Annotated in this window: 22 protein-coding genes; 13 read left to right on the forward strand and 9 right to left on the reverse strand. The window is 69.8% G+C overall.

Features of this window, described 5'->3' with window-relative positions; translation table 11 throughout:
- The 3 genes from PV721_RS24745 to PV721_RS24755 all read left to right on the forward strand — a co-directional run.
- Positions 1-958, forward strand: a 958-nt coding sequence (locus tag PV721_RS24745; RefSeq protein ID WP_319727840.1) for an aspartyl/asparaginyl beta-hydroxylase domain-containing protein, incomplete at its 5' end; no start/stop codon positions are given.
- A gap of 25 nt (positions 959-983) precedes the next feature.
- On the forward strand, positions 984-2135 hold the full coding sequence (locus tag PV721_RS24750) for a glycine amidinotransferase (protein WP_319727842.1): 1152 nt from the start codon (positions 984-986) through the stop codon (positions 2133-2135).
- Positions 2132-3376 (forward strand): ATP-grasp domain-containing protein, encoded by a 1245-nt coding sequence (locus tag PV721_RS24755; RefSeq protein ID WP_319727843.1) that lies wholly within the window; start codon positions 2132-2134, stop codon positions 3374-3376. The genes PV721_RS24750 and PV721_RS24755 overlap by 4 nt, the downstream gene beginning before the upstream one ends.
- Before the next feature lie 58 nt (positions 3377-3434).
- On the opposite strand, the gene PV721_RS24760 is transcribed toward PV721_RS24755, so the two are convergent.
- Both PV721_RS24760 and PV721_RS24765 read right to left on the reverse strand, forming a co-directional pair.
- Positions 3435-4418, reverse strand: coding sequence for an aminoglycoside phosphotransferase family protein (locus PV721_RS24760; RefSeq protein WP_319727845.1), 984 nt, complete (start codon positions 4416-4418; stop codon positions 3435-3437).
- A 55-nt stretch (positions 4419-4473) separates the two neighbouring features.
- Positions 4474-4815 (reverse strand): hypothetical protein, encoded by a 342-nt coding sequence (locus PV721_RS24765; RefSeq protein ID WP_319727846.1) that lies wholly within the window; start codon positions 4813-4815, stop codon positions 4474-4476.
- Between the two features lie 329 nt (positions 4816-5144).
- Here PV721_RS24765 and PV721_RS24770 point away from each other — a divergent pair, with 329 nt between their 5' ends.
- A complete protein-coding gene (locus PV721_RS24770) occupies positions 5145-6017 on the forward strand; it encodes a hypothetical protein (RefSeq protein ID WP_319727848.1) in 873 nt (290 codons plus the stop codon).
- A 160-nt stretch (positions 6018-6177) separates the two neighbouring features.
- Here PV721_RS24770 and PV721_RS24775 read toward each other — a convergent pair whose 3' ends face one another.
- Complete coding sequence (locus tag PV721_RS24775; protein ID WP_319727849.1) at positions 6178-6405, reverse strand: hypothetical protein; 228 nt, start codon at positions 6403-6405, stop codon at positions 6178-6180.
- A 295-nt stretch (positions 6406-6700) separates the two neighbouring features.
- Here PV721_RS24775 and PV721_RS24780 point away from each other — a divergent pair, with 295 nt between their 5' ends.
- Positions 6701-7873, forward strand: coding sequence for a hypothetical protein (locus tag PV721_RS24780; protein ID WP_319727851.1), 1173 nt, complete (start codon positions 6701-6703; stop codon positions 7871-7873).
- Positions 7874-7944: 71 nt separating this feature from the next.
- Positions 7945-8202 carry a hypothetical protein gene (locus PV721_RS24785; protein ID WP_319727852.1) on the forward strand — a complete coding sequence of 86 codons (258 nt, stop codon included), beginning with the start codon at positions 7945-7947 and terminating at the stop codon, positions 8200-8202.
- 40 nt (positions 8203-8242) lie between these two features.
- Here the strand turns inward: PV721_RS24785 and PV721_RS24790 are convergent, their stop codons facing one another.
- From PV721_RS24790 to PV721_RS24815, 6 genes are all read right to left on the reverse strand, one after another.
- Positions 8243-9271 (reverse strand): Ku protein, encoded by a 1029-nt coding sequence (locus PV721_RS24790; protein ID WP_319727853.1) that lies wholly within the window; start codon positions 9269-9271, stop codon positions 8243-8245.
- A gap of 447 nt (positions 9272-9718) precedes the next feature.
- Positions 9719-11020, reverse strand: a complete 1302-nt coding sequence (locus tag PV721_RS24795) for a pentapeptide repeat-containing protein (protein WP_319727856.1) — start codon at positions 11018-11020, stop codon at positions 9719-9721.
- A 76-nt stretch (positions 11021-11096) separates the two neighbouring features.
- Complete coding sequence (locus PV721_RS24800) at positions 11097-11960, reverse strand: serine/threonine-protein kinase (protein ID WP_319727858.1); 864 nt, start codon at positions 11958-11960, stop codon at positions 11097-11099.
- A 131-nt stretch (positions 11961-12091) separates the two neighbouring features.
- A complete protein-coding gene (locus PV721_RS24805) occupies positions 12092-13348 on the reverse strand; it encodes a hypothetical protein (protein WP_319727859.1) in 1257 nt (418 codons plus the stop codon).
- Positions 13349-14412: 1064 nt separating this feature from the next.
- The gene (locus PV721_RS24810) at positions 14413-14739 is read right to left on the reverse strand and encodes a helix-turn-helix transcriptional regulator (RefSeq protein WP_319727862.1); all 327 of its coding nucleotides are present in this window, start codon (positions 14737-14739) and stop codon (positions 14413-14415) included.
- Complete coding sequence (locus tag PV721_RS24815; RefSeq protein WP_416371175.1) at positions 14736-15422, reverse strand: tyrosine-type recombinase/integrase; 687 nt, start codon at positions 15420-15422, stop codon at positions 14736-14738. The genes PV721_RS24810 and PV721_RS24815 overlap by 4 nt, the downstream gene beginning before the upstream one ends.
- Before the next feature lie 565 nt (positions 15423-15987).
- On the opposite strand from PV721_RS24815, the gene lexA reads away from it, so the two are divergent.
- From lexA to PV721_RS24850, 7 genes are all read left to right on the forward strand, one after another.
- Positions 15988-16536: a transcriptional repressor LexA gene (lexA, locus tag PV721_RS24820; protein ID WP_416371172.1), complete on the forward strand. Its 549-nt coding sequence runs from the start codon at positions 15988-15990 to the stop codon at positions 16534-16536.
- Positions 16523-17764, forward strand: a complete 1242-nt coding sequence (locus PV721_RS24825; RefSeq protein ID WP_416371173.1) for a tyrosine-type recombinase/integrase — start codon at positions 16523-16525, stop codon at positions 17762-17764. The genes lexA and PV721_RS24825 overlap by 14 nt, the downstream gene beginning before the upstream one ends.
- A gap of 4 nt (positions 17765-17768) precedes the next feature.
- Positions 17769-18101, forward strand: a complete 333-nt coding sequence (locus tag PV721_RS24830) for a helix-turn-helix transcriptional regulator (protein WP_319727868.1) — start codon at positions 17769-17771, stop codon at positions 18099-18101.
- Between the two features lie 180 nt (positions 18102-18281).
- Positions 18282-20528 carry a site-specific integrase gene (locus PV721_RS24835; RefSeq protein ID WP_319727871.1) on the forward strand — a complete coding sequence of 749 codons (2247 nt, stop codon included), beginning with the start codon at positions 18282-18284 and terminating at the stop codon, positions 20526-20528.
- A 280-nt stretch (positions 20529-20808) separates the two neighbouring features.
- A complete protein-coding gene (locus PV721_RS24840) occupies positions 20809-21414 on the forward strand; it encodes an ABC transporter ATP-binding protein (RefSeq protein WP_319727873.1) in 606 nt (201 codons plus the stop codon).
- Complete coding sequence (locus tag PV721_RS24845) at positions 21411-22226, forward strand: ABC transporter permease (protein WP_416371174.1); 816 nt, start codon at positions 21411-21413, stop codon at positions 22224-22226. The genes PV721_RS24840 and PV721_RS24845 overlap by 4 nt, the downstream gene beginning before the upstream one ends.
- Positions 22227-22370: 144 nt before the next feature.
- On the forward strand, positions 22371-23265 hold an 895-nt coding region (locus tag PV721_RS24850), incomplete at its 3' end, for a squalene/phytoene synthase family protein (RefSeq protein WP_319727875.1).

Below are 23265 nucleotides of genomic sequence, written 5' to 3' on the forward strand. Positions count from 1 at the left end.
CCCCATGACCACCACACCCCTGCCGCCCGCGGCCGCACGCCTGAACCGGTTCCTGGACGTCGCCCGGCTGGCCGCCGACCTTGCCCAGGTCACCGGCCACACCTGGGACGTCCAGCAGGGCCGCGCCCCGGGCGGCCTGCTCGGCGCCGTCACCGACATCGACTGGCGGGTCCTGCCGCTGATCGCACCGAACGGCGATTCCGACCGCACCGACCCCGGCGGCCCCGGCCCCGACACCTACGCCCCCACCGGCTGGCTGGACCGCATGCCCTACCTCGCCGAGGTCCTCGCCTCCATCCCCGCCCCGCTGAACGCCGCCCGCCTCATGGCGCTCGGCCCGGGCGCCGTCGGCGAGCGGCACTGCGACCCCAAGTACAGCCTGGCCCGCGGCTGCGCCCGCCTCCACATCCCCCTCGCCACCAACCCCGACGCCGTCCTCTACCTCGACGGCACCGAGCACACCTGGCAGGTCGGCGAGTTCTGGTACGGGGACTTCTCCCGCGAGCACGCCGTCCGCAACCTCGGCACCACCACCCGCGTCCACGCCGTCATCGACACGCTGTTCACCATCGAGCTCGCCGCGCTGTTCCCACCGGCCTGGCAGGAGCAGCTGGCCGACGCCGACGCGCTCATCAACTACCTCACCCCGCTGGCCCGGACCATCCCCGCGGGCCTGCCTCGCACGCTGCACCTGCCAGCCGGGTTCACCGACTTCAGCCGTGACCAGCCCCTCGATGGCGACCCGACGCCCGCGGAGCTCGACCACACCGCCGGCCACCTCACGCTCACCACTGCCGAGCGGACCTTCGCGCTGCTGCCCGCCGGTCCGGGGGAGTGGCGGTTCAGCGCCTGGAGCGAGGCCCGCACCCTCGCCCCCACCCCGGACGGCGGAGCCGTCCTGCACGCCCGACACGGACGCACCCATACCCACCGCACGCTCACCGCCGCCACGGCCTGACCCGCGAGACGAAGGATCCTCACCCATGCGCCTGAGCAGCCACGACGACTTCACCCGCCTGCGCGAGATCGTCGTCGGATCCGCGGCCAACTACACCGGCCACGACCGCGACGTCTCCTTCGAGCTGTTCCACCACGAGAACCTCACCGGCTTCCGCTCCGACTGGGCTTACCCCCGCCTCGTCACCCCCGCCGAGGCCGGCGCGCGGCCGGAGCAGTGGGCGATCAACCGCCGCTACGCCGAGGAACTCGCCGAGGACGTCGAAGACCTCGCCCAGGTCCTGGCCGACCTCGGGATCACCGTCCACCGGCCGATCCCCCTGCCCGCCGATTCGGCGCCGATCGCCGGCCTGGGCTGGACCGCGCCCCCGGTGCCCGCCCTGAACATCCGCGACAACACCCTGATCCTCGGCGACGAGATCATCGAGACCCCGCCCGCGATCCGCGCCCGCTACCTGGAAACCCGCCTCCTCGCCAAGGTGTTCACCGGCTACTGGCAGGCTGGCGCCCGCTGGACCACGATGCCGCGCCCCACCCTGACCGACGCCAGCTTCGACCTCTCCTACGCCCGCGACGCCACCACCACCCTGGGCGGGCCCACCGAGCCCATCGACGACCCGCAGCCCGGCCCGTACGACGTCGGCTTCGAGATGATGCTCGACGGCGCCCAGGTCCTGCGCCTCGGCAAGGACCTCGTGGTCAACATCGCCCAGTCCAACCACGCCCGCGGCGTCGACTGGCTGGAGCGCCACCTGGCCGGCCGCTACCGCATCCACCGCGTGTACCGCATGGCCGACAACCACATCGACTCCATGCTCCTCGCCCTGCGCCCGGGGGTGTTCCTCGCCCGGCACGACGGCATCCGCGACATGCTCCCCGAACCGCTGCAGAGCTGGAAGTTCATCGTCCCGCCCCAGCCCGACCACGGCGCCTTCCCCGCATACGGCGACGCCGACCTCGTCCTGACCAGCCCCTACATCGACCTCAACGTCCTGTCCGTCGACCCGGACACCGTCCTGGTCAACGCCGACTGCACCGGCCTGATCAAGACCCTCGAAGCCGAACACTTCACCGTCATCCCCGTACGACACCGCCACCGCAGGCTCTTCGGCGGCGGCTTCCACTGCTTCACCCTCGACACCCGCCGAGACGGCGCCTGCGAGGACTACCTCACGTGAACCGTCCCGTCCTGCTCCTGGAGGCGGCCGGCCCCGAGTCCGGGCACCTGGCCCGGACCGCGGCCGCCTCCGGCCACCCCGTCCACACCGTCACCACCACCCAGGCCCTGACCGGCTACAGCCCCGCACTGCGCCGCCTGCTGACCGGCACCCTAACTACCGACCTGGCCAACCCCCAGCAGGCCCTCGCCGCCACCGTCGCCTACGCCCGCCGCATCAACGCCGCCGCCGTCCTGACCACCAACGAGTACCTCACCCCGCTGGCCGCCCACACCTGCGCCCTCCTGGACCTGCCCGGCAACGACCCCACCGGCGCGCACGCGGCCCGCGACAAGGCCGCCATGGCCACCGCCTTCACCACCGCAGGTGTCACCGCGCCCCGCACCCACACCCTCGCCACCCCGGCCACGCTCCGCGCCCGGTTCCTGCGGCCCGGCATGCGGCTCCCCGCCGTCATCAAGCCGGCGGACGCCGCCGGCTCCCAGGGCGTCACCGTCCTCGCCCGCCTCCAGGACGCCGACACCGCCTGGCAGCACGCCCACACGGCGCCGGGCATGTACGCGGCCGCGGCGGGCCGTACGGTGCTGCTCCAGCAGTACATCCCGGGGCGCGAGTACAGCGTGGAGTCGTTCACCCAGCACGGGCGGACCACCCACCTGGCCATCACCACCAAGACCACCACCCGCGGCACCCACCGGGTCGAACTCGCCCACACCCTGCCGACCCAGCTCCCCCCTGCGGTGGAACAGTCCATCCATCGGGAGGTGGCCAGGGCAGTCCGCGCCGTCGGCATCCGCAACGGCGCCTCTCACACCGAGGTCATCGTCACCCCCACCGGCCGGCCGTACGTCATCGAGACCGCGGCACGCATCGGTGCCGGCCACATCGGCGACCTCCTGCACCACGCCCTGGGCATCAACCCCTGGACGGCCCTTCTCGACATCGCCCTCGGCCGCCCTGTCCGACTCACCCCGGCTCGCCGCCACCACGCCACCGCCCAGTTCCTCACCAGCCCGGCCGCCGGGCGCCTCACCTCCGTCACCGGCCTGCCCAGACCAGGCCCTGACACCCCCATCGTCCGGCTCCGGGCCCGCCCCGGCGACACGGTCGGACCCGCCCACACCAACGCCGGACGGCTCGGTAGCTTCATCGTCGTCAGCCCCGACGCCCGCACCACCCAGGCTCGCGTCGCCCAGCTGCTCGACGACATCGACGTCCACGTCGAACCGCAGCCCGCCTGACCGCACGCCGGAGGGGCGCCACCCAGACCTGGGTGGCGCCCCTCCGGCGTGTCCGTGCTCAGATCAGGGCAGCGAGTTCCTCGGCCACCGCCCCGTAGGAGTCCTCGACTCCGGCCTCGTTGCCGAGCCGGTGCCGCTCCAGGCGCAGCGCGCCGAGGTGACGCACCTCGTACAGGTGCCGCCGCCACGCGCCGGCCTCGCTCTCCGCCGGGCGGCCGTAGGAGTCGAAGAACGCCAGGCGGGCGTCCTGCTTGGCCCGGGCCATCCGCATCGTCCAGTCCGCCTCCGGATCCCCCCACCAGGTGCGGTCCATGTCCAGGACACCGCAGATCGTGGGGACCGGCGCGGCCGCGAGCATCGTGTTCACCGTCCACAGGTCTCCAGTCAGCAGCCGCGGCACCGCGACCTCGTCGAGGACCTGCGCGCCGGCCTGGGCGGCGTCGGCGGCCTTGCGGAGGTCGGCCGCGTCCAGGCAGCAGCTCTCGACGTCCTCGGCGATCAGGTGCAGGGACGTGACGACGGCCTCGCTCCAACGCGCGTGCCCGGGGCCGGTCACCGGGCCGAACCACGGCCCGGCGACGGCGTGCACGGCCGCCGTGATTTCTCCCATCTGCCGGAAGAACGCTCCGTGCGTCTCCTTCGGGTACGACCCGAGCAGTTCCGGCGCCGGGGTGCCGGGCAGGAGGGACTGGATCATCCAGTCCCTGCCGATGACGGCCTGGGTGAAGTCGGCCGCCAGGACCCGCGGCATCAGGTCGGCGATCGGCGCGAGCCACGGCACCGACGCGTACTCCGAGCGCATCAGCTCCTGCTCGGAGTGGAACTGCCTGTCCGGTTCGGGCGCCACCCGCAGGACGACCGGTTCCTCGCGGCCGGCCAGGTCGATGCGGTAGGTGGTGTTGTACATGCCGCCGCCCAGCTCCGTCGCGGAACGGACCTCGGTGCCGGGCCCGAAGGCGCGTCGGGCGACCGCCAGGATCTGGCGTTCGGTCAGGCCCTGCTGAAAGGCGTTGGCGGACCGCTCGATGACGTGGAGTTCCACGGGACTTCCTTCCGGGCTGTGAGGACTTCGGGGAACCGGGCTGGGGTTTGTTGGTTCAGGCCCTGCGGCTGCGGGGCCGGCCATTGCGTTCCAGCACGACACCGAGCTGCGAGGGCTGCATCGCGGCGGCGATGCCGATGGCCCGGCGGTTGGCGTTCGGGCTGGTGGCGTCGGCCGCCGCGATGTGACGCTCGCGGGACAGCGTCAGGTGGGTGATGAGCCGACTGAGCAGGCTAGTGGAGGCGAGGAGCTCGTCGAAGTCCTCGGCCTTGGGGTCGGTGACGGCACGGCTGTTCGTGAGGCCGTCGTACAAGGCGAAGGCGACGTCATCGGGAACCACGACGGTGGTGGACTCGCCCGAGGCGCCAGGTAGGTCGAAGGTGATACGCGTAGCCACAAGACCTCCATGAGACGATGTGTATGGAAAACTACACCTGTAGGAATCCATACACAAGAGAGAGGCGAGCCGGATATCTACGAGCGGGCCCCACCTGGATCCCGGGAACCCGGAGGAGCCCCAGCGCATTCCGCGCCGAGGCTCCTCCGTTCTCAGCCAGGGCAACAAGGCTCCCCAGCCTGGAAGGCCACGGTCATGTGGCGCGCCACGACGAGATCGGCATTGTGTCCCCGCCCGGTTGAAGAGGGCGTGTCTGGATTCATGCGATCCGGGGTCGCCCCAGTAGACGCCCCCTTCCGGGCACGGACATCTGCTCGTACGCTCCGCCGATGACCAAGAAGAGCCGTCGTTCCCCGAACCGGCAACCGCGCGGCCCGCGGGCTACCGCGCCCCGTTCCGACCGGTCCACGTTCACCCCCGGCCGTTTCGGGTCAGGCACTACCGAGGCCGCCGGAAAGATCCTTACCCTCGCCCCGCCAGACGCCCTGATCGAGCTGGCGCTGCCGTTCCTGCTCTGCACCATCCAAGTAGGAAAACGCGCCAACGTGTGCGTCGACTCCGTCCTCACCCTCCACCACGCGTACCGACTCCTGGGCTTGGACAGCGAGGTATGGCCGGTGACGCTTGAGGTCCTCACGCCGTCCGGTGCTACCAAGACCACGTACGGCAGTAAGGATCCCTATTGGGAGGGCAGCAACTTCCACGGCCACTGCTTGGTCGAACTGCCCGGCCGCACGGTGGACCCGACCATCCAACAGTTCCCCGAGCTCACCCGGCAGGGCGACGGCCCGTTTGTCGGCCGCACGGTCGACTCCACCGACCCCGGCGCCCGCGGCCGACCCGGGGCGATCATCTACGGGCAGCGCGGCGACGTAATGGTCCGGTACACGGTGTGCAGCGCCGAGGCCCGCGAGACCATGATCAGCGGCCACCCAATGATGACCAGCCCCGACCCGGTCCATCAGCGCAGCGCGGTCATGCTGGTGACGCTGCTGATGAACACGCTGCGCAGCGAAGGGATAGTCGAGCGAGCCCGCAAGGTTCCGCACCAGCGGGTGGTGGAGCTGCTGGACGTGATCGGTGATGCGCCGATGGAGGACCGGCCGGCTGTTGGCGCTGGTATGGGTGACCTGTGGTTCAACATGCCCGACGGGCAGGGAGGCACAGTGCCCCGGCACTTGGACGAGCTGCTGCCGCAGTAGCCGCGCACGGCGGGCTACTGCGGCAGCAGCCCTGCTTCGAGCAGCGGCTCCTGGTGAAATGCGGCGTAAGCCGCACAAGGACAGGAACGCTTCGCCCGGCGGCGAGCCGAAAGCCTGTACCGGGGCAGCGGCTGACCTGTCGTAGCGAACCACCCCTGCTTCACCGCCGCAGCCTGAGCACGCGGACGATAAGGGCAGCGCCGCTGGTTAGTGCGCCGAGGACTGCCGCGCCCACGCCCAGCGGTTCGGCCACCGACGGGTGGACCAAGGCAAGGTAGACAGCTGCTGCTGTCGCCATCAGGCCCAGCGCCAGGGCCAGGAGGAGAACGGCCAGGCGCAGTTCCTGGTTGTCGCGGTCCGGGCGGGGTGCGTTCGTGCTGGTGGGCATGCAGGGCTCCTCTACGGTTCGGGCCGTCCGGCAGCCGCAGATGTGCACGGTCCGGACCAATCTGGTCGGCCTGCCGCGGCGTAGGTACACCACGGGCTTGCCGTTCCACGTCATTTGAGCGGGCGGGCCGTGCGGGGACCCGGCGAAGGTGGGGGGCCTCCAACGGGGGCCTGATCGGCGACCGGCCGCCACCGGTACACCATCGGGCTGCACTCTGGCTGCCATTCCGAGAGGCGCCACCGGTTGAGGTGACAGCCTGGCCACGGCCGCGAGCGGCGCCGGTACCTTCCCCTGCATGTCCACCGACATCCCGAGCGCAGCCGATCAGCTGCTGCTCGACCACGCGCACCTGCACGGTCTCGACGTGACCGCGAAGATGTTGGAGGTCTGGAGGAGCCGCCGCCTGCTGCCGGGCAACATCCCCGGCGGAGGCCTGGGCCGCGGCAAGGGCAGCACCTCCAGCCCGGCGCCCGAGAGCTTCGACCTCGTTCTCGGCCTCGCCCGTCACGCCGGCCGCGGGAAGCGCCCGACGGACCTGGCCCTGCTGCTGTTCGCAGAGGGCCTCCCCGTACCCGAGCAGACGGTACGGGCCGCCTTCAACGCAGCGGTGGACACCGTCACCGTCCACGGCGACGACGAACCAGACGGCGACCCGGACCAGCGGCTGGACGACCTCGCCGACCACATCGACGACGCCGGGCTGACCGTGACCCTGGTCCCCGCCCGGGCCCGGAGGATCGACGAAGGCATCGCCCGCCTCGTCCGCGCCGACGGGCAGGAGTGGCCGCCGGCCGAGCTCGCCGCCTTCGACGAAAACCCTGGCCCGTCACCCTCCACCCCCAAGGACGCCGCGCTGGCCGCGGCCGCGGCAGTCATCACCGGGTCGATGTCCCTGGAGGACATCGGCGACATGCTGCGCGCGATGAACCCCACCGCCACGGCCCACCCGATCGCATCCCTCGTCGAGACCACCCGCAAAGACGTCCCCGAGGTCGCCGACACGGTCCTCACCACTGACGGGCACCTGGCCCTCGGCCCTGTACGGGATGCCCGCGACCATCTGCACGACCTGTCCACCACGACTCCCCTGGAAGACCTCGCACGGGCCTGGACGACCGCGGAGCGAGTACGGCAGTGGGCCCTGGACCTGTGCACGCGCGTCGAGGAGGAACTCGCTACGGGACGCCTGGGCGAGGCGGTCGGGGAGTGGCAGAACTGCCGCTACGCGATGGCCGGACTGGACCTGCTCAGCGCGCTGAAGCAGCGCGACTGGCCACCCGCCCAGCACGCCCTCGATACCCTGTTGCTGCTCTACCAGCTCGCGGAGTTCCAGCGCCTCGACCACCTCGTCCCCGGCTGCCACTGGCACCTCCTCGACGCCGAGGGGATGATGCCGCCGCCCACCCGCGAGCTCCTCCAAGACCTCATCAGCCGGAACGCGTCCCCGACCCCCCGAGCTGGGGGCTGATGTCAGACCCGCCTCGTAGCGTCGAAGGCGAGGGCCCGGATCGGGACCATTGAGGACGTGAGGAGCAGGCCATGGGCGAGATCAGTGTCGACAGGCAGCACCTTGACCGGCTGCTGGCCGACAGCGCGAGCACGTACGGAGCCCCCTACCAACGGGCCTTCGCCCAGCTCGCCGAAGCCCATCGCGGCCGGCCCGTCGCCGAGATCCTCCCGCTGCTCCGCCGCGCCGCCGACGAGGCGCTGCTCGGTTTCACGGACGCGGACCTCCGGGAACAGGCGCAGGCGATCAGCACGGGCGAGCCGTACGCCTTGCGCGTCACGGTGGCCTGACCGCGACCCGCGCAGCGCCGGACGGCCCGCCCCGCCCGGGTCAGGCCTTGCGCCGACTGCGGCCGGTGTGGGCGAGGGCGTCGGCGAGCTGGTCGTGGTTCATGGACGAGCGGCCCGAGATGCCGGCGGCGGCAGCCTTCTCGTACAGCTCAGCCTTCGTCAGCGACATCAGCCCCTGACCCTTGGCCGCCTGGCCGGAGCGCGCCCGCTTCTTCGGGGCCGGCGTCTTCTGCCCTCGGGTCGACCTGGCGCCCGGCGAGACAGCCTTGTCGCCGGTGTCCTTGGGACTCCTGGCCCGCTCGACGCTGGCGCGCAGGGCCTCCATGAGGTCGACGGCACCGGTCGGCTTCGCCGCCGGTTCGGCCTTCTCCACCGTCTCCCCGGCAGCCTTCGCCTTCACCAGGGCCTCGACCTTCTCGCGGAAGGAGTCGTGGAACGACTCCGGGTCCCACTCCATGGCCAAGGCGTCGATCAGCTGCATGGCCATCTTCACCTCCGCCGCCGTCGCCTCGACCTTCCCCGGCAGGTCGGGCACCTCGGCGTGCGGATCGCGGAGCTCGTCGGCCCAGTGCAGCGTGTGGATCGTGAGCAGGCCGTCCGCCTCCTCAGCCTTCAGCGCGACCAGGTACTCCCGCCCGCGCATCACGAACGTGGCGATGCCCGCCTTGTTCGACTCGGCCAACGCCCGCTCCAGCAGGGCGTACACCTTCCCGTACTGCGATCCCCGAGGCCCCAGGAAGTACGTCTTGTCGAAGAAGACCGGGTCGATCGTGTCCAGGTCGACGAACCCGGCGACGTCGATCGACCGGGACCGGCCGGGAGCGATCTCGTCGAGCTCCTTCGCCTCGACGATCACGTACTCGCCACCGGTGTCGTAGCCCTTAACGATGTCCGCGAGGCCCACTTCGTCGCCGGTGCGCTCGTTCACGCGCCGGTTCCGGATCCGGTCCGCTGTCCCGCGCTGGAGCTGGTGGAAGTGGATCGTGTGGCTGTCCGTCGCCGTATACAGGCCCACGGGAAGGCTCACGAGCCCGAACCCCAGAACCCCCGTCCACACCGGTCTGGCCATCGCCCGCACCACCCTTCACCGCGGTGTCACTCGGCGCCTTCCCACCCTGCGCCTGATCACCCCCACGGGCAACGCCAGCCCGACCCGCATACACCGGCCCCGGAGCGCCTCCCAGCGTGATGAGGAAGAGCGCTCCAGGGCCCTGTCAGGGCCCTTCCACCTCGCCGCGCTCCCGCGTCCAGGAATGCACGGTGTGCTCGCCCTCGGGCCCCTCTTCGATCAGCACTGGTGCAGAGGTGGTATTCGCAGTGGGTGGTATTCCCCCTGCTATGGAGGCAGGGGCCAGGTCGCGGTGCGGACGCGAGACTCGGAAGGAGCGCGCTGGCCAGGTCGACGTGCCGGATCCGTTCGAACAACGTGATGCCGCAGGCGGTCCTTTTTAAGGTCCAGGTGTGGCGATTCTTGGAAGATTCCTACTCTTCTCCATTCCGCCGCTCTCGACCGACTTCAGCTGGTCCCGCCTTCGGCCGGCCGAAGGCGGCCCCATCGGACGCTGGCATCACTGAACTGTGCGTCGTCGAGAGCGACCCGGCCCCCGTTCACCTGAGCGCGGACGAACGAGACCATGCCGCCGCTGAAGCTGGCGTGGCCGAGTGAGACGGTGCCTCCGTTGAATCGCCCGTGGTGGAAGGTGACCGTGCTGTTGGTGAACTGCCCGTAGTCGAATGTGAGGTTTCCACTGTCGAACCGCGCCGCGTAGAAGGTGACCGTAGCGTCCGTGACCTCCGTGTCGTCGAGGGCGACGGCACCGCCGGTGAAGTGGGCATGGTCGAAACTCAGCGTGCCTCCGGTGAACCGTGCGCGGCGGAAGGCGAGTGAACCGTCATTGAGTTGTGCCCGGTCGAAGGTGATCGTGGCGTTGAGGCACTGTGCGTAGTCGAAGCCGACCGTGGCGCCACTGAACCGTGCTTCGTCCAAGGTGAACGTCCCGCCGCTGAGGCTCGCATGGTGAAACGTGATGTCCCCGGGACCGAACAGCGCGCGGCAGAAGGAAAGCGTGCTGCCGCTGAACCGCGCCTCGTCGAAGCTGACCCTGCTGCCTTGGAATTGCGCTTCGTTGAACGTGACCGCGCCGGCGCCGAATCGTGCGCCGTGAAAGGTGACCGCGCCGTCGAGGAATCCGGCTCGGTCGAAGCTGATCAGGTCACCGACGAAGTCGGCGTCGGCAAAGGAGACCCTGCCGCGAAACCGGCAGCCGGAGAAGTCGCCTCCGTCGAAGGTCGCGCGGGTGAAATCAAGAGCGCAGGTCGACCAGGACGACTCCTCTCGTGACTCCTGGAGGTGATCGCGGATGACCTGGATGATCGTCTGCCGTACCTCCCGTTCTCCCTTCTTGTACTGGTCGGATTCCGGGTTCCATTCGTAGGGCATGCGCAGATAGGCGCACAGGACGTCCACGCAGACCTGGCGTTGCTCTACCCAGTCGTCGGCCAGCCGGGCCATCGCGTATACGCCGGCGAGGCGTACGGCTGGCCCTTCATGGCCGAGCTGGCCGGCTGCCGTGCTGTAGCGCTCGGCGAACTGAGTCGCGTCCGCGCGGTGGGCGTCCCCTTCGGAGATGCGCTGCTTGCGGTAGGCGTACACACCGGCGAGCACCGCACCGAAGACCGTCAGGATGGCAATGCTGAGCCTGATGCCGTCGGGAACGCCCAGGGTCTCCGTGGGTCCCGTCAGCCGACGGACAAGCCAGTACGCCACGACACCGGCGACGCAGACCACGACCACAGCCAGACCGGCCACGATCCACACGGGCCACAGGTCCGGCGCGTACCGACCGCTCGTATGCCGCCATCGGCGCGGCCACCAGCGTGCCCGGGGCATCTTTTCAACTCGCCCGACCGCCCGCGGCGGAAACCAACTCCGCCACGAACTCCCGGCATGAACCGTAACGATCCTCAGGGGCCTTGGCCATCGCCTTCGCCATCACGCTGTCGACAGCCGCTGTGAGCCCCGGACATCTCCCGGAGAGGTCCGGAGGCGGATCGTATTGGTGCGCCCACAGCAGCGCCATGTCCTCGTCCCCCTGGAACACGGGCTCACCCGCAAGGGCTTCATAGACGACGCAGGCGAGGCTGTACAGATCGCCCCGACCGCCTACAGGGCGGCCGGAGATCTGCTCGGGGGCCAGGTAGTCCACGGTACCCACGAATTCACCCACCGTGGTGAAGGACTCGCCCAGCGATGGTTTCGCCAGCCCGAAGTCCATGAGATACGCATAGTAGGGATGATCACCGACATTGCTGCTGGCCACGAGGATGTTGCCGGGCTTCACGTCCCCGTGTACCAGACCGTGCTCGTGCGCGGCGTCGAGCGCCGACGCCACCTGCGCAGCGATGCGCATCGCACCCGTCACCGGCAGCGGACCGTCCCGGTCTAGGAGAGTCCCCAAGTCCGGCCCGTCAACGTAACGCATGGCGATGTACAGGACCCCATTGGCCTCTCCGGCTCCGAAGATCGGCACGATGTGCGGGTGATCGATCGAAGCGGCCACGCGCGACTCATGGATGAACCGCCGACGGAAAACATCATCGCGCGTTCTTTCAGGGGCGAGCGCTTTCAGGGCCACGGAACGGCCCATTCGCGGATCCTTCGCGAGGTACACGACGCCCATACCCCCGCGGCCGATTTCACGCTCCACCTGGTAGCCCGCGATCTGTGCACCGAGCTGAATGGGTTGATATCGGGCCACCTGTCGAAAGTAGCATCCGGACGTCTCGGGTCGATGGATGTCGGTGCGGACCGTCCTCTGCGGCCGTCATCGGATGTCGGGAGCCGTAGAAGAAATCGCGTGTGCCCCGAGCCAGCGGTCCACAGACGTTGCTACGTCTGTGGACGCTCAGGGGTCGCGTCCGGGAGGGCCGTGGCGAGTCTTCCTCGGGCGACGAGGTAGTCGGACCAGCTGTCCTGGAGGTAGGCGGCCCACTGGGTGGTGGTGCTGGGAGAGAAGCCCAGGAGGTCGCTGACAATCTGGGGCGGCATGTCCGAGATCAGTGTGATCATGGCCGTGTTCCGAGCTGCAAGGGTGAGCAGGCCATGCTGACTGAGCCGACACCGGATGGAGTTGGCGCTGCGTGGGCGTCCGGGAGTCTTGCCGGGGAAGAGGTACCCGGGGCCATGACCGGGTCCGCGGATGACGGCAGCAGGACTTTGCGGACGGCTGATGAGCTCCTCCACCAGGGCGGCCAGGCGAGGCGGTAGGAGGGCGCGGGTCTCGTTCACGGTGAGGTAGGCGCCGGTTTCGTCTCTTACGAAGGCATCGGCGGTAAGTTTGGCGATGCGGCTGGCGGGCAGAGCGAAGAGGCGGATCAGGGAGCCGGCGACCCGGACGTCGAGCGGCAGGGCCTCGTCGGTGAGACAGCGGTGGAGCTGGGCGTGTAGTTCGTGGTCGCCGAGGAAGTGCTGGGGCAGTCCCCGCCCGGGGGCGGTGAGGGTGAGGTCGGCGAGACGGCGCAGCCGAACCCATCGGATGAACGCGACCAGTCCTCGGCGATGCCCGGGAGCCTGGGTAAGCCAGTGGTCCAGGGCTGGCTGTGTCGCGGTGTGCAGGCTCAGGCCCTGGGAGTCGAGCCACGCCACGAAGTCGATCGCGCGCAGGATTTCGGTTCGGTCCTGGGCGGCGGAGCCGGCCGTGTAGCGTCCGCGGGCCGATTGGCGGCGGGCGGTCTTGAGGGTGTGCCATTCGGCGAAGGCGTGGATGATCCTCCGCTGGTGGTCTGGCACGGCTTTGATGGTGCGCGCCACCCATAGTTCGGTCTGGGCCAGGTGTTCGTTGCGTTCGGGTAGAACGTTGGCGCTGACGAGCAGGCCGCGGACGTAGCGGGTTCGGGGGTCTTGCGGAAGTGCGTCCAGGAGGTAGTGGGTGAGGTTGGCGTGGTCGGCGGCGAGACGGGCCAGAAGCTGGGCCGCGGCGCTGTGGTCGAGCCAGTGGATCACCGATCGAGGCTGCGGCGCGTCCGCCAGGCACTGAGCCAGCGCTGCCAGCGCCGGCATCGCCTCCAGCTCGGGGCCGAGGAGGCCGTCGACGCGGGTGCCAAGGACACAGCGGGCACAGCGGCCTCCAGTGTAGGGGTTGCCCACGTCCCCGCAGCTGACGCACGTGAAGACCGGTCCAGCCCCGCAGCACCTCCCGCACACCTCAGTCCCGGCGGCAGTGCGGCCGACGAGTGTGCCCTGCTGTCCGCACGATGCGCAGGTGGCGGGGCGGTGACGGCGGCGGAGGTAGCAGGGGCCGCAGACCGGGCCGAGCGGCCACGTGACGTGCACCGGCCGGGCGCGATCGCAGACGCCACAGGGCCGGACCGGGCGGGGGCGGCAGGAGGCACAGTGGAATCCGCCCTGGCGGCCCAGTCTGGCGCCGCGCCTCCACCGGCCGCACACGACGCAGTCGCCCATGAGCGGGTCGCACTTGCGGCACAGGTCCGGGCGGCCATCGGCCGCGCGCCGCTGGATCGGTCCGACCGTCCCGCAGCCCCCGCACCGGCGGGTGGGTAGCCGGTAGCAGCTGGAGCAGACCGGACCCGCTGACGTTCTCGTACGGACACGAGCGACCTGTCCGCACCGCGCACACGGTTCCTCCGGGCGAGGCCAGCAGCTGTAGCAGAGGAACCCACCTTCCGGGGTCCTTCCGGCGGGCGGCCGCTGCTGTCCGCAGCGGCCGCACTCGCGCCACCGGCGCGGGTCGCGGGCGTAGCAGCGGGAACAGACCGGACCGTCCTCCCACAGGGCCGCCGCCGGCTCCTGCTTCCCACAGCGCGTGCAGGTGCGTACCGGTCGGGAGCACGGAAGACAACACCGCCCGTCGGGCGTGGGTTGGCTGACGAGCCGGCTGGTGCTCCCGCACCGTGCGCAGGCCAGCTTCCCCACAAGATGGGCGTGCCCCGCTGCCCGCAGGACGGGAAGCAGCCGTGCCAGGGACAGGGGGCAGTCCGGGGTTGGTGCCGTCAGCCCGTCCGGGTGGAGCGCAAGGTAGGCGTCGAGTTCCCGCACCGGCTGTGACGCCCATGCCTTGCCCTGCTGAAGCAGGTCGCGGGCCGTCTCGTCGGTCACCTGCAGTAAGGCCTGGAGGTGACCGACCATGCGCTCGCGCGCCGTGTCTCGGGCCACGGCCAGGGCGTGGTTGAGCTGGCGCTGGCTCAGGCCTGTCACGGACGGTCCGGGCGCCGCACCACGGTTCGGCGCGGTGTGATCTCCACCGGGCCAACCGTTCCGTCGGCCGTCTTACGGACCTGCTGGTTGACGACTTTCGGCTCGATCAAGTCGTTCGGTGTGCACTGGAGGATGTCGCACAGCGCCACCAGCGTGTCCATGCTCAACCGCTGCGGAGGATGGGCGACCAGCCGGTAGACCTGCTCCCGCGAGAGCGTGACTCCCCGCTCGGCCAGCAGCGGGACCAGGTCGCTGGTCTGGAACATCTCCCGCTCGGCCATCAACAGCCGCAGCTTCCAGGCGTAGCCCATCTTCTTGATCACGGCGCCACGTCCCAGCAGGTGTCGAGCCGCTTCTTCATCGATGCCTCCAGCAGGGTGTTGCGGTACTCGTTGGACACCACCGTGTAGATCGCCGTGGTCGAGCCGTGCGAGTGACCGACCTGCTCCTGGACGAACCGCAGCGGGTAGCCGAACTCAACCAGGTGCGAGATGTACGAGTAGCGCAAGCAGTGCAGATCCAGCACGGCGGCGTCCCTCAACGCGCATAGTGCCCCCTTACGGCCCAGGCCTCGGATACGGCCCGGCCGCGAATCAGCCGCGTCGAACAACGCCTGGAGCTCGTCGTAGGCCAGCGGCCGGCGACTGGGGTTACCCTCGAACTCGACGGTGTGGGCGACCGAGTTGCCCTCGTGGAACACCTCTCGCGGACCCTGCCCGAACCGCTCCGTACACACACCGTCCCAGCCGTACCGGCGATCCAGCAGGTACGAGACGAACAGAGTGATCGTGACCTCGTAGCCGCGGGCGGTGGACAGCTCGATGCCCTTGAGGCCGCCCCGCTGCCCTCGCAGGTGTCCGATGAACGCCTCGCCTTCCTCCGGCGTCCACTGCCACGGGTACAAACCGGAGAACTCGACCATGCGGCGGACCAGCCGCAGCCGGGGCCGGATCGTCCCCTCCCGCAGCAACTGGGCCGCCTGCTGCCGGGCCCAGCCCTCCAGCATCCCTTCGAACACAGCCGGCGCCGGATCGAGATGAACGACGTTCCGCGCCAGCACCAGCCGCGCCGATCCCGGCGCTTCACCACTCACACACCGCTGTTGTAGTGGATGCAACATTGTTGCGGCCAATCCCTCGAACCGGTGATGAGCAGGCCAAGGACTATCGCCCCGCCCCCAGTCTTCGGATCTGACCAGAGCAAACCCTGCTCAGACCTCACGCTGACTGATGCATCCGATGCAATTCGGCTCGTTCCTCGATCCGTACGTCCGCCCGGCTGCCGTAGCGGCCGATGAACCCCCGGAACTTCCGCTCGGCGGTCTTGGAGCGGTCCCACGTGCCAGTGACGGCGGGAGAGGTCGGTGGCCCGAAGCGAAGCCTTACGTGAAACGGCACATGCGGATCATGAGCTGTCGAAATCCCTGCTGCAAGCCGCGAGCCCGAGGACGGGCACCGCCCTCCCTGTTCTCCTCACCACCCGCTGCGAGATCGGCACACCCCGTTATCGAAAAGGTGTTCCGTGCCAGGTGGACTGCGGGTTACTGTCCCTGCACGCAAGGGGAGCACCACATGCACGTAGTCGAATCCGAAGCCCGCCCTGGGCGCCCGCCCGGTGTCACCAGCCCGGGCCCGGACGGACTCACCACCCGCCAGGCTGCCATCGTCTCCTTCATTGAGCAGGCCGTGGCCCGCCAGGGCTACCCGCCCTCGATGCGAGAGATCGGACAAGGCGTACACCTCCGCAGCACCTCCTCCGTCTCACACCAGCTCATGGCGCTGGAACGCAAAGGCGTCCTCTACCGGGACCCACACCGTCCACGCGCCTACCGCGTCCGGCGCGGCCAGCCCGCCGACCGCTCCGGCACCTTGGCCGGCACTGCGCCGGAGGCCGTCCAGGTTCCACTCGTCGGCCGTATCGCTGCCGGAGCGCCGATCCTGGCCGAGGAGGTCGTCGAAGACCTCCTGACGCTGCCGCGGCACCTCGTCGGCGAAGGCGAGCTGTTCGCGCTGAAACTGGAGCGCCGACGGGTTCGTTCCGCCGCCCCGTGTGGAAGTTGTGGCTGTTCATGCAGGTCGGAGGGGCGAGTAGACGCTTCACTCGATCGTGTGGGGATCTGACGATTACTCGCAGATTCCGGGAGTTCTCTCCGTAATTTGCTTCCTTGTGACGGATTCCGGGACTCGTCGCTTCTCCCTCATCACGGGCGGCGACGTGGCTGTGAAGGACCGGCCTGGCGAGCAAGTGCAGCCGGAGCCGGGCCTGGCTGACGTCCTGACGCTCCAGCGACAGACCGCCGCGACCGCGTCCGCAGTAGCCGAGCGGGCGCTCTTCCAGGACTCCCTCGCCGAGTACGTATGGGCCCGGGACGTCGCGGGCCTATCACCACGCACGCTGGAGGCGTTGGTTCAGCCGGTGCTGGAGATCTGCTCTTACTACGACGTCATGCCGTGGCACCTAACCTCGCGGCAACTGGACAAGTACTTCGCGGGCCCGGGCAAGCGACCACGGCATACTACGGTCCGGTCGAAGATCAACCGGATCGACCTCTACTACGCCTTCCTCGAACAGCGGTACGCCGGCGAGGTCCACCGCCGGTTCGGTGCGGTGGTCGAGTCACCCGTTGACGCGTTCAACCGGCCGGTCCATCGCGGGGATTTCGGGCTTCGGATTCCGCCGTCGGCCCGGGCGACGAAGGAGTTCTTCGCCTCGTGGCGGCAGGCGCTGCCTCGGGCGCGGAAGTACCCGGTGGCGGTCCGCAACTACGTGATGTCCAAGTTGACGTACATCTCCGGGGTCCGGGCGGCTGAGCTCTGCCAGGTGCAGCTCGGGGACGTGCACTGGGAGAACGGGCAGTGGGGCCGGTTCCTAGTTCACGGCAAGGGCGCTGGCGGTTCCGGCCCCCGGGACCGCGAAGCCTTCCTCTTCGAAGAGGGCCGAGCGCTCCTGTGGTGGTACGTCGAGGAGGTGCGGGGCGAGTTTCCCGATGACCCCTCCGACCCGCGGGCGCCGCTGTTTCCCTCCGAGCGGCTGGCGAAATCGCTGGCTGGCATGGACGGACTGCTCGCCCCGCCGGTGGTGCCCGATACCTTCCGGCGGGCGCTGAAGATGGCCTCGCACGAGCATCTGCGGGGCCCGGTCAGCGAGCTCTTTCCCCATCTCCTGCGGCACGCCTGCGCGACCCACAACTATGAGGCGGGGATGCCGTTGTGGGACGTGCAGGTCTTGCTCGGCCATGTCTGGGCATCCACCACGGTCGGCTACCTCGCGACCGCGAAGGGCGACCCGGAGCGGGCGAGCCTGGAGTCTTCCCGGCGAGCGGTTCGCCGGCTGAGCACGGAGGCGTGATCCCTTGAAGTGGAACCTGCGCTGGGCCGCGGCCAAGCGCGACATCTGGCGCCCGACCCAGCTGCAGGCCGCCTTTCGGGAAGTGGGATTCACCCCGTCCCTGAGCAAGGTGGCCGCCCTGTGGTCGGGCAAGCCGGTCACCGTCCGGCTGGAGGATCTGGACATGATCTGCGCCGCCCTGAAGTGCACGGTCGCGGACCTGATGGAAGCCGAGCCGGTAGCCGCGGTCGAGGGACGCCCGGAGACCGAGCAGCACGCCGTCGGCGAGAGCGGACCCGCGCGCCCGATTCCCCGACCGGGTAGCGGCGGGGCCCGTCGTTCGCTGCCGCCGAACTGACCGGGGCAACCGGTGATCAGGGGTTTTCGGCTGCTCGGGTCGTGCGGGACGTGCGCGAGCTGGGGAGCGGTGAACGGGAACGCCATGTGCCCTGGATGCGTGCGGGCATGGAGCCGAGTGCCCTCGGGCCGGGACGGTTGGAGCGAGGCTCCGTGCCGCCGCTGCGCCTGGACCGTACCGGTGACGCGGGCGGGGGTGTGCGCGCCCTGCCTGCTGGCGGTCCGCCTGGGAGAGGACGACCCCTGGGCCTGGGGCGAGCTCCACGACGAACCTCTTGCCCCAGGCCGCTCGCGTCAGCTCACCCTGAACCTCGACGGGGTCGCCCTGCCCGAGGCGAGGCCGCTGCGCATGCCCCAAGCCAAGCCCGGGCGGCGAGCGGCCATCCCCGCGTGGTTACGGGCCCGGCATCCCGAACCGGTCCGGGACGATCCCCGGATCTGCCCGCCCCAGGTTCCCGGGCAACTGGGGCTCTTCACCACCCCGGCCCGCCAGTTCGCCCGCACCCACGCGGCCCGCATCGGCGACCGCAACATCCCCGGCTTCGAGGCCGTCTCCGAACAGCTGCAGCAGATGGCCGACGAGCGCCGGGTACGCGCCCGGACCGTATGGATCTGGCGGCTCGAAGGCTTCGCCCGTCTGGCGCTGGCCGCCCGGGACCCCGACGGGCACCAGGTCGCCGCCGTGGCCCTGAAGGACCTCCTCTACAACGGCCCGATCCTCGGACAGGCCCTGGACCGAGCCGGTCTCCTCGCACCGCCCCCACCACGCCGGATGGTCCCGCCGCGTGGAACTGGCCCCACGCGCCAGGGCGGACAACGAGACCCTGAGCTGCGGGGACAGTGCACAAGCTGCCTGGCCTGGGCGAACGACCGCCGGGTCATGTGCGTGCCGTGCACCAGCTGGTGCCACGAGATCCGCAAACGCGGCGGCAGCGAAGCCGAGTGCGGCCGCTGCCACCGCACGATGATGCTCAGCGCCGGGATGTGCCGCATGTGCCGGATCGTCGTCGCCGAGACAGAGGTCGACACCGCCCAGATCGCGATGAAGAACGGCGATCAGCTGTGGTTCACCGGCCCCCATGCCGCCGGACTGGCAGTCGGACGTCTCCAGCCCGGCGCCGCGGCGCCCCAAGGCCGCTTCGCCCACAAACGACGCCGCGCCCGCGCTCGGGCCAAGTCCGAACGCCAACTATCCGAGCACCTTCTGGACCCCACTCAGCTGGAACTCTTCCCGGCCCCGCTCCGGGACTGGACCCGTATGGACACCAGCACGCCGCCCGCCCTCACCGCGGCAGCAGACAGCCTGGTCACCGACTTCACGGCGTACATGCGTAGCCGCGGATGGAACACCGCCTTCTTCAACGGCAGCATCCGAACCCTGCGCATCGTGACCGGCTACCTCGGCGCCGAGGCTCCCATCCAGGAGACCGACATCCGGGCCCTGGCCTCCATGAGAGCCGACCTCCAGGGGGCCCGCGTCATCAACTACCTCCGCCACCGCGGCCTGCTCGCCCCGCAACCGCCCACTGACCCCTGCATCGCCCGCGCCCGGCACCACGCCACCGCCATCGCCCGCCCGGCCTTCTCGACCGCGGTGCACACCTTCATCGACGTACTCCTAGGCCAGGGCAGCACCTCCAGCCGGGCCCGCAGCCCCAAGACCGTCGAGAACTATGTGGGCGCCATCCTGAGCACCCTCCAAGGGTGGATCGCCGATGGGCTCATCGACCCCCGTGAGATCACCAAGAAGCACATCGAGGACGTCCTGGATCCGCTCGACGGCGACCAGGCGCGCCGCCTCCACACCGCACTGCGCTCCTTCTTCAGGGCCCTCAAACGCGAACGCCTCGTCTTCCGAGACCCGGCCCGCAGCGTCTCCCTCACCAGCAGCCGACTCGTGCCGACGGCGCTGCCCTCCGACCGCATCGCCGGTCTCCTGGACCGCCTCGACGACCCGCGCGACCGCCTCATGGTCGCCCTCGTCGCCATCTACGCCCTCCTTCCCGGACAGCTCACCCACCTCCGGCGAACCGACCTCGACCGCAGCAAGGGCCAACTGTGCCTGCGCCGGGCCGGACGCATGGACCACGTCATCTACCTCGACGCCTTCACCCTGCGCCTGGCCACAGCGTGGGAGCTCCAGCGCCACCGGCGCTGGCCCGACAGCTCCAATCCTCACTTCTTCGTCACCCGCAACACCGCCGTCGACGACTCCGGCCCACCCATCAGCGCCGGCGTGGTCCAGTTGCTCTTCCAGCGAGTCGGCCTGCCGGCTGGCCGCCTGCGCATGGACCGCATCGTCGACGAGGCACGCCACAGCGCCGACCCGGTTCGGCTGATGGAGCTCTTTGGCCTGTCCAACCTTTCCGCCACCCGCTATGTCTTGTCGGCACACCCGGAAAGGAAGACCAGCCCTATCGCCCCGTAAGACGCCGCTGTGGGGTGCAGTGCTGGCCGGGGCTGGCGGAGTACGACTGCAAGGCGATCCATCGGTCTTGCGGCGCATTCCGGGGAGCGTACGAGCCTCGGGCGAACACCGAGCAGGAGCCAGTCCAGCGTGCCGCCCTCGTGAACGCCCGGGGTTCTAGGGCCTGTCCGACGGGTCGGTCGCGGTCAGCCGCTCTTCAGCAACCGTGCCTCTTCTTGTAGGGACTCGTTGTGGCTTCGGGATCATTGTTGCCGAGCGTGCCGGTCTGGGGCTAACTCACATGGAAGTGGTTGATGTACATCACCGCTACGGAAAGCGCTTCGTGCTGCGGGGAGTCGATCTGCGGCTGTCGCCGGGAGCACTGACCGGGATCGTGGGTGAGAACGGCGCGGGCAAGTCCACCTTCGTGAAGATTATGGCCGGAGAGCTGCGGCCGAGTGCGGGCCGGGTGCGGCACGGCGGCCGGTTCGGGTACTGCCCGCAGCAGGTGGTGGTCAACGACGCACTGACTGTGCGCCAGCACCTGCTCCTTCTTCAGGCGGCGTTTCGGCTGGCGGATCTGCGGCATGCCGAGGAGGTGATGGATGTGCTGGGTCTGGCCGAGTTCGTCGATGAGCGGGCGGGTGTGCTCAGCGGTGGAACGCGGCAGAAGCTCAACCTCACACTGGCGCTGATGCACGATCCGCGAGTCCTGCTCCTGGACGAGCCGTATCAGGGCTTCGACTGGGACACCTATCTGCGGTTCTGGGAGCTGGCGGCCCGATTGCGTGATCGCGGGTGCTCGGTCCTGGTGGTCTCCCATCTTGCCTACGACACCGAGCGTCTGGATGAGCTGTGGTGCCTGAGCGGTGGCCGACTCCAGCGGCACCTGGCAGGTGCCGCGTGAAGACGCAGGTGATGCTGCTGGTCACAGCGACGCGGTATGCGCTGGTCGAGCACGCCCGTAACCGTTTCGCCATGGTGCTCATCGCTGCGTTCCTACCGGTGTGGACCTGCCTGGCCTACGTCGCGATCCCCGACAGCCCGGCGCCGATCCGGCTGCGGGCCACGGGGGAGCTGCTCGCCCCGCAGGGCAACGAGATCACTGCGATCAGCGGCGCTTTGAACGCCGTCACCCTGATCACGGGCTTTCTGATGTTCGCCGCGACGTTCACCAGCAGTGGCTTCGACCGGCGCCTGGCCATGGCCGGCTACCCCCGCACCCACCTGGTCGCGGCCAAGGTGGGTGCGCTGGCCCTCGCGTCGGCATTGATCTCTGCCTACGCCACCGTCGTGGCCTGCCTGACCTGGACACCTAACCAGCCGCTGCTGCTGGCCGTCGCATTCTTCAGTGCCGGACTGACCTACGGTGTACTGGGAGTCGGGTTCGGCGCGCTGCTGCGCCGTGAGGTCGAGGGCATGTTCGCCATTGTCATGACCAGCATCGTGGACCTGCTGCTGCAAAACCCGATCATGAGTTCTGGTGCGGGCAGCAGCATCACCCGGTTCCTGCCCTCCTACGGCGCGATGCAGGCAGCCACCGCCGCCGGCTTCTCCCACACCGCCACCCCCAGCTACGTCCTGGGGCAGCTGGCCTGGTGCACGGTGGCGGCGCTACTGGGGCTGCTCGCCTTCCACCGCCGCACCCGCAGCACTCTGCCCGCGCCCGGGCCCGCGCCCGGCCGGTCCACCCGACAGGAGGCCATGGCGGGCCACTGACCTGCCGCGGCATGCCCGACTGCGCCGCAACCGATGCGTGTTGATCTCGTTGGGCGGCATGTGACAGCCACCCCGGAACGCACCACTCACACCCAGCGGCGTGCCCCCACAGCGATGGCGGGCCCAGCGCCGTCGAGGCGCGCTGTGATCGGCGACGACCCGGCGCTGCGCGCGGCCTACCAGCATTGCCAGCGCAGCACCAAGGAGCAGGACCCGGCTGAGTACGCGCTGATCCAATTGGTGCCCGGCGCGCTGCGCCCGGCGTGCTGGGCGCTGTGGGCGGCGGCCAACGCCATCGACGATCTGGCCGACGACCGCACCGCCTCGCAGGATGAGCGGGCCACCCGGGTGGAACAGTGGATCACCAGCCTAGGACGCGACCTGGCGGCCGGCCGCAGCATGGACCCGGTACGCCACGCCCTGGTCGACACCGCACTGCGCTGGCGATTGGACCTGAGCGAACTCCACGACTCGATGGTCGTGGTCCAGGACGACACGCGAGGCCGGCAGTTCACGGACTGGAACGCCTGGCGCACATGGGGCCGTGACGACCTGCTGCCCTGGTTCGACCAGGCTCGAGACGTCTTTGACAAGGCCGGCGTCCCCATCGCGCTGCGCCTGGACGCCCAGGAGATCTACGAGACGTTCCTCGACGGGTTCCGCCTCACCGACATCCTCACCGACCTGTCCGCCGACCTCGCGCAAGGTGACCTCCTCCTGCCGGACGAAGCCCTCGACGCCTTCCCGGGGGCCGCCGGTGACCTGAGCCGCCGACGCTGGAGTCCCGCCGCGCACGGTCTGATCACTCACCTGACAGGGCTTGCCCGCCAGTGGGTCACCCAGCCCGCCCTCACCCGGGGCATGCACCCCGGGCCCGCCAACGTCCTGTCCACCATGGCCGACTTGCTGCACGCCCAGCTCGACGCCCTCACCATCGCAGGCCCAGCCATCCTGCATACTCGGCCACAGCCCACCCTCCTCACCAGCACCCGCATTCTCGCCCCCGCTCGCGCCCGCGCCGCACTCGCCTGGACCCTCA

The sequence above is a fragment of the Streptomyces sp. MB09-01 genome, from assembly GCF_033794505.1.
In the GTDB taxonomy this organism is placed as follows: Bacteria; Actinomycetota; Actinomycetes; order Streptomycetales; family Streptomycetaceae; genus Streptomyces.

Bases quoted from the DNA above. Each gene is read 5' to 3' on its own strand.
- PV721_RS24750 (WP_319727842.1), top strand. From the start codon at position 984: ATGCGCCTGAGCAGCCACGACGACTTCACCCGCCTGCGCGAGATCGTC.
- PV721_RS24770 (WP_319727848.1), top strand. From the start codon at position 5,145: ATGACCAAGAAGAGCCGTCGTTCCCCGAACCGGCAACCGCGCGGCCCG.
- PV721_RS24775 (WP_319727849.1), bottom strand. From the start codon at position 6,405: ATGCCCACCAGCACGAACGCACCCCGCCCGGACCGCGACAACCAGGAA.
- PV721_RS24780 (WP_319727851.1), top strand. From the start codon at position 6,701: ATGTCCACCGACATCCCGAGCGCAGCCGATCAGCTGCTGCTCGACCAC.
- PV721_RS24785 (WP_319727852.1), top strand. From the start codon at position 7,945: ATGGGCGAGATCAGTGTCGACAGGCAGCACCTTGACCGGCTGCTGGCC.
- PV721_RS24790 (WP_319727853.1), bottom strand. From the start codon at position 9,271: ATGGCCAGACCGGTGTGGACGGGGGTTCTGGGGTTCGGGCTCGTGAGC.
- PV721_RS24815 (WP_416371175.1), bottom strand. From the start codon at position 15,422: ATGCTGGAGGGCTGGGCCCGGCAGCAGGCGGCCCAGTTGCTGCGGGAG.
- lexA (WP_416371172.1), top strand. From the start codon at position 15,988: ATGCACGTAGTCGAATCCGAAGCCCGCCCTGGGCGCCCGCCCGGTGTC.
- PV721_RS24840 (WP_319727873.1), top strand. From the start codon at position 20,809: ATGGAAGTGGTTGATGTACATCACCGCTACGGAAAGCGCTTCGTGCTG.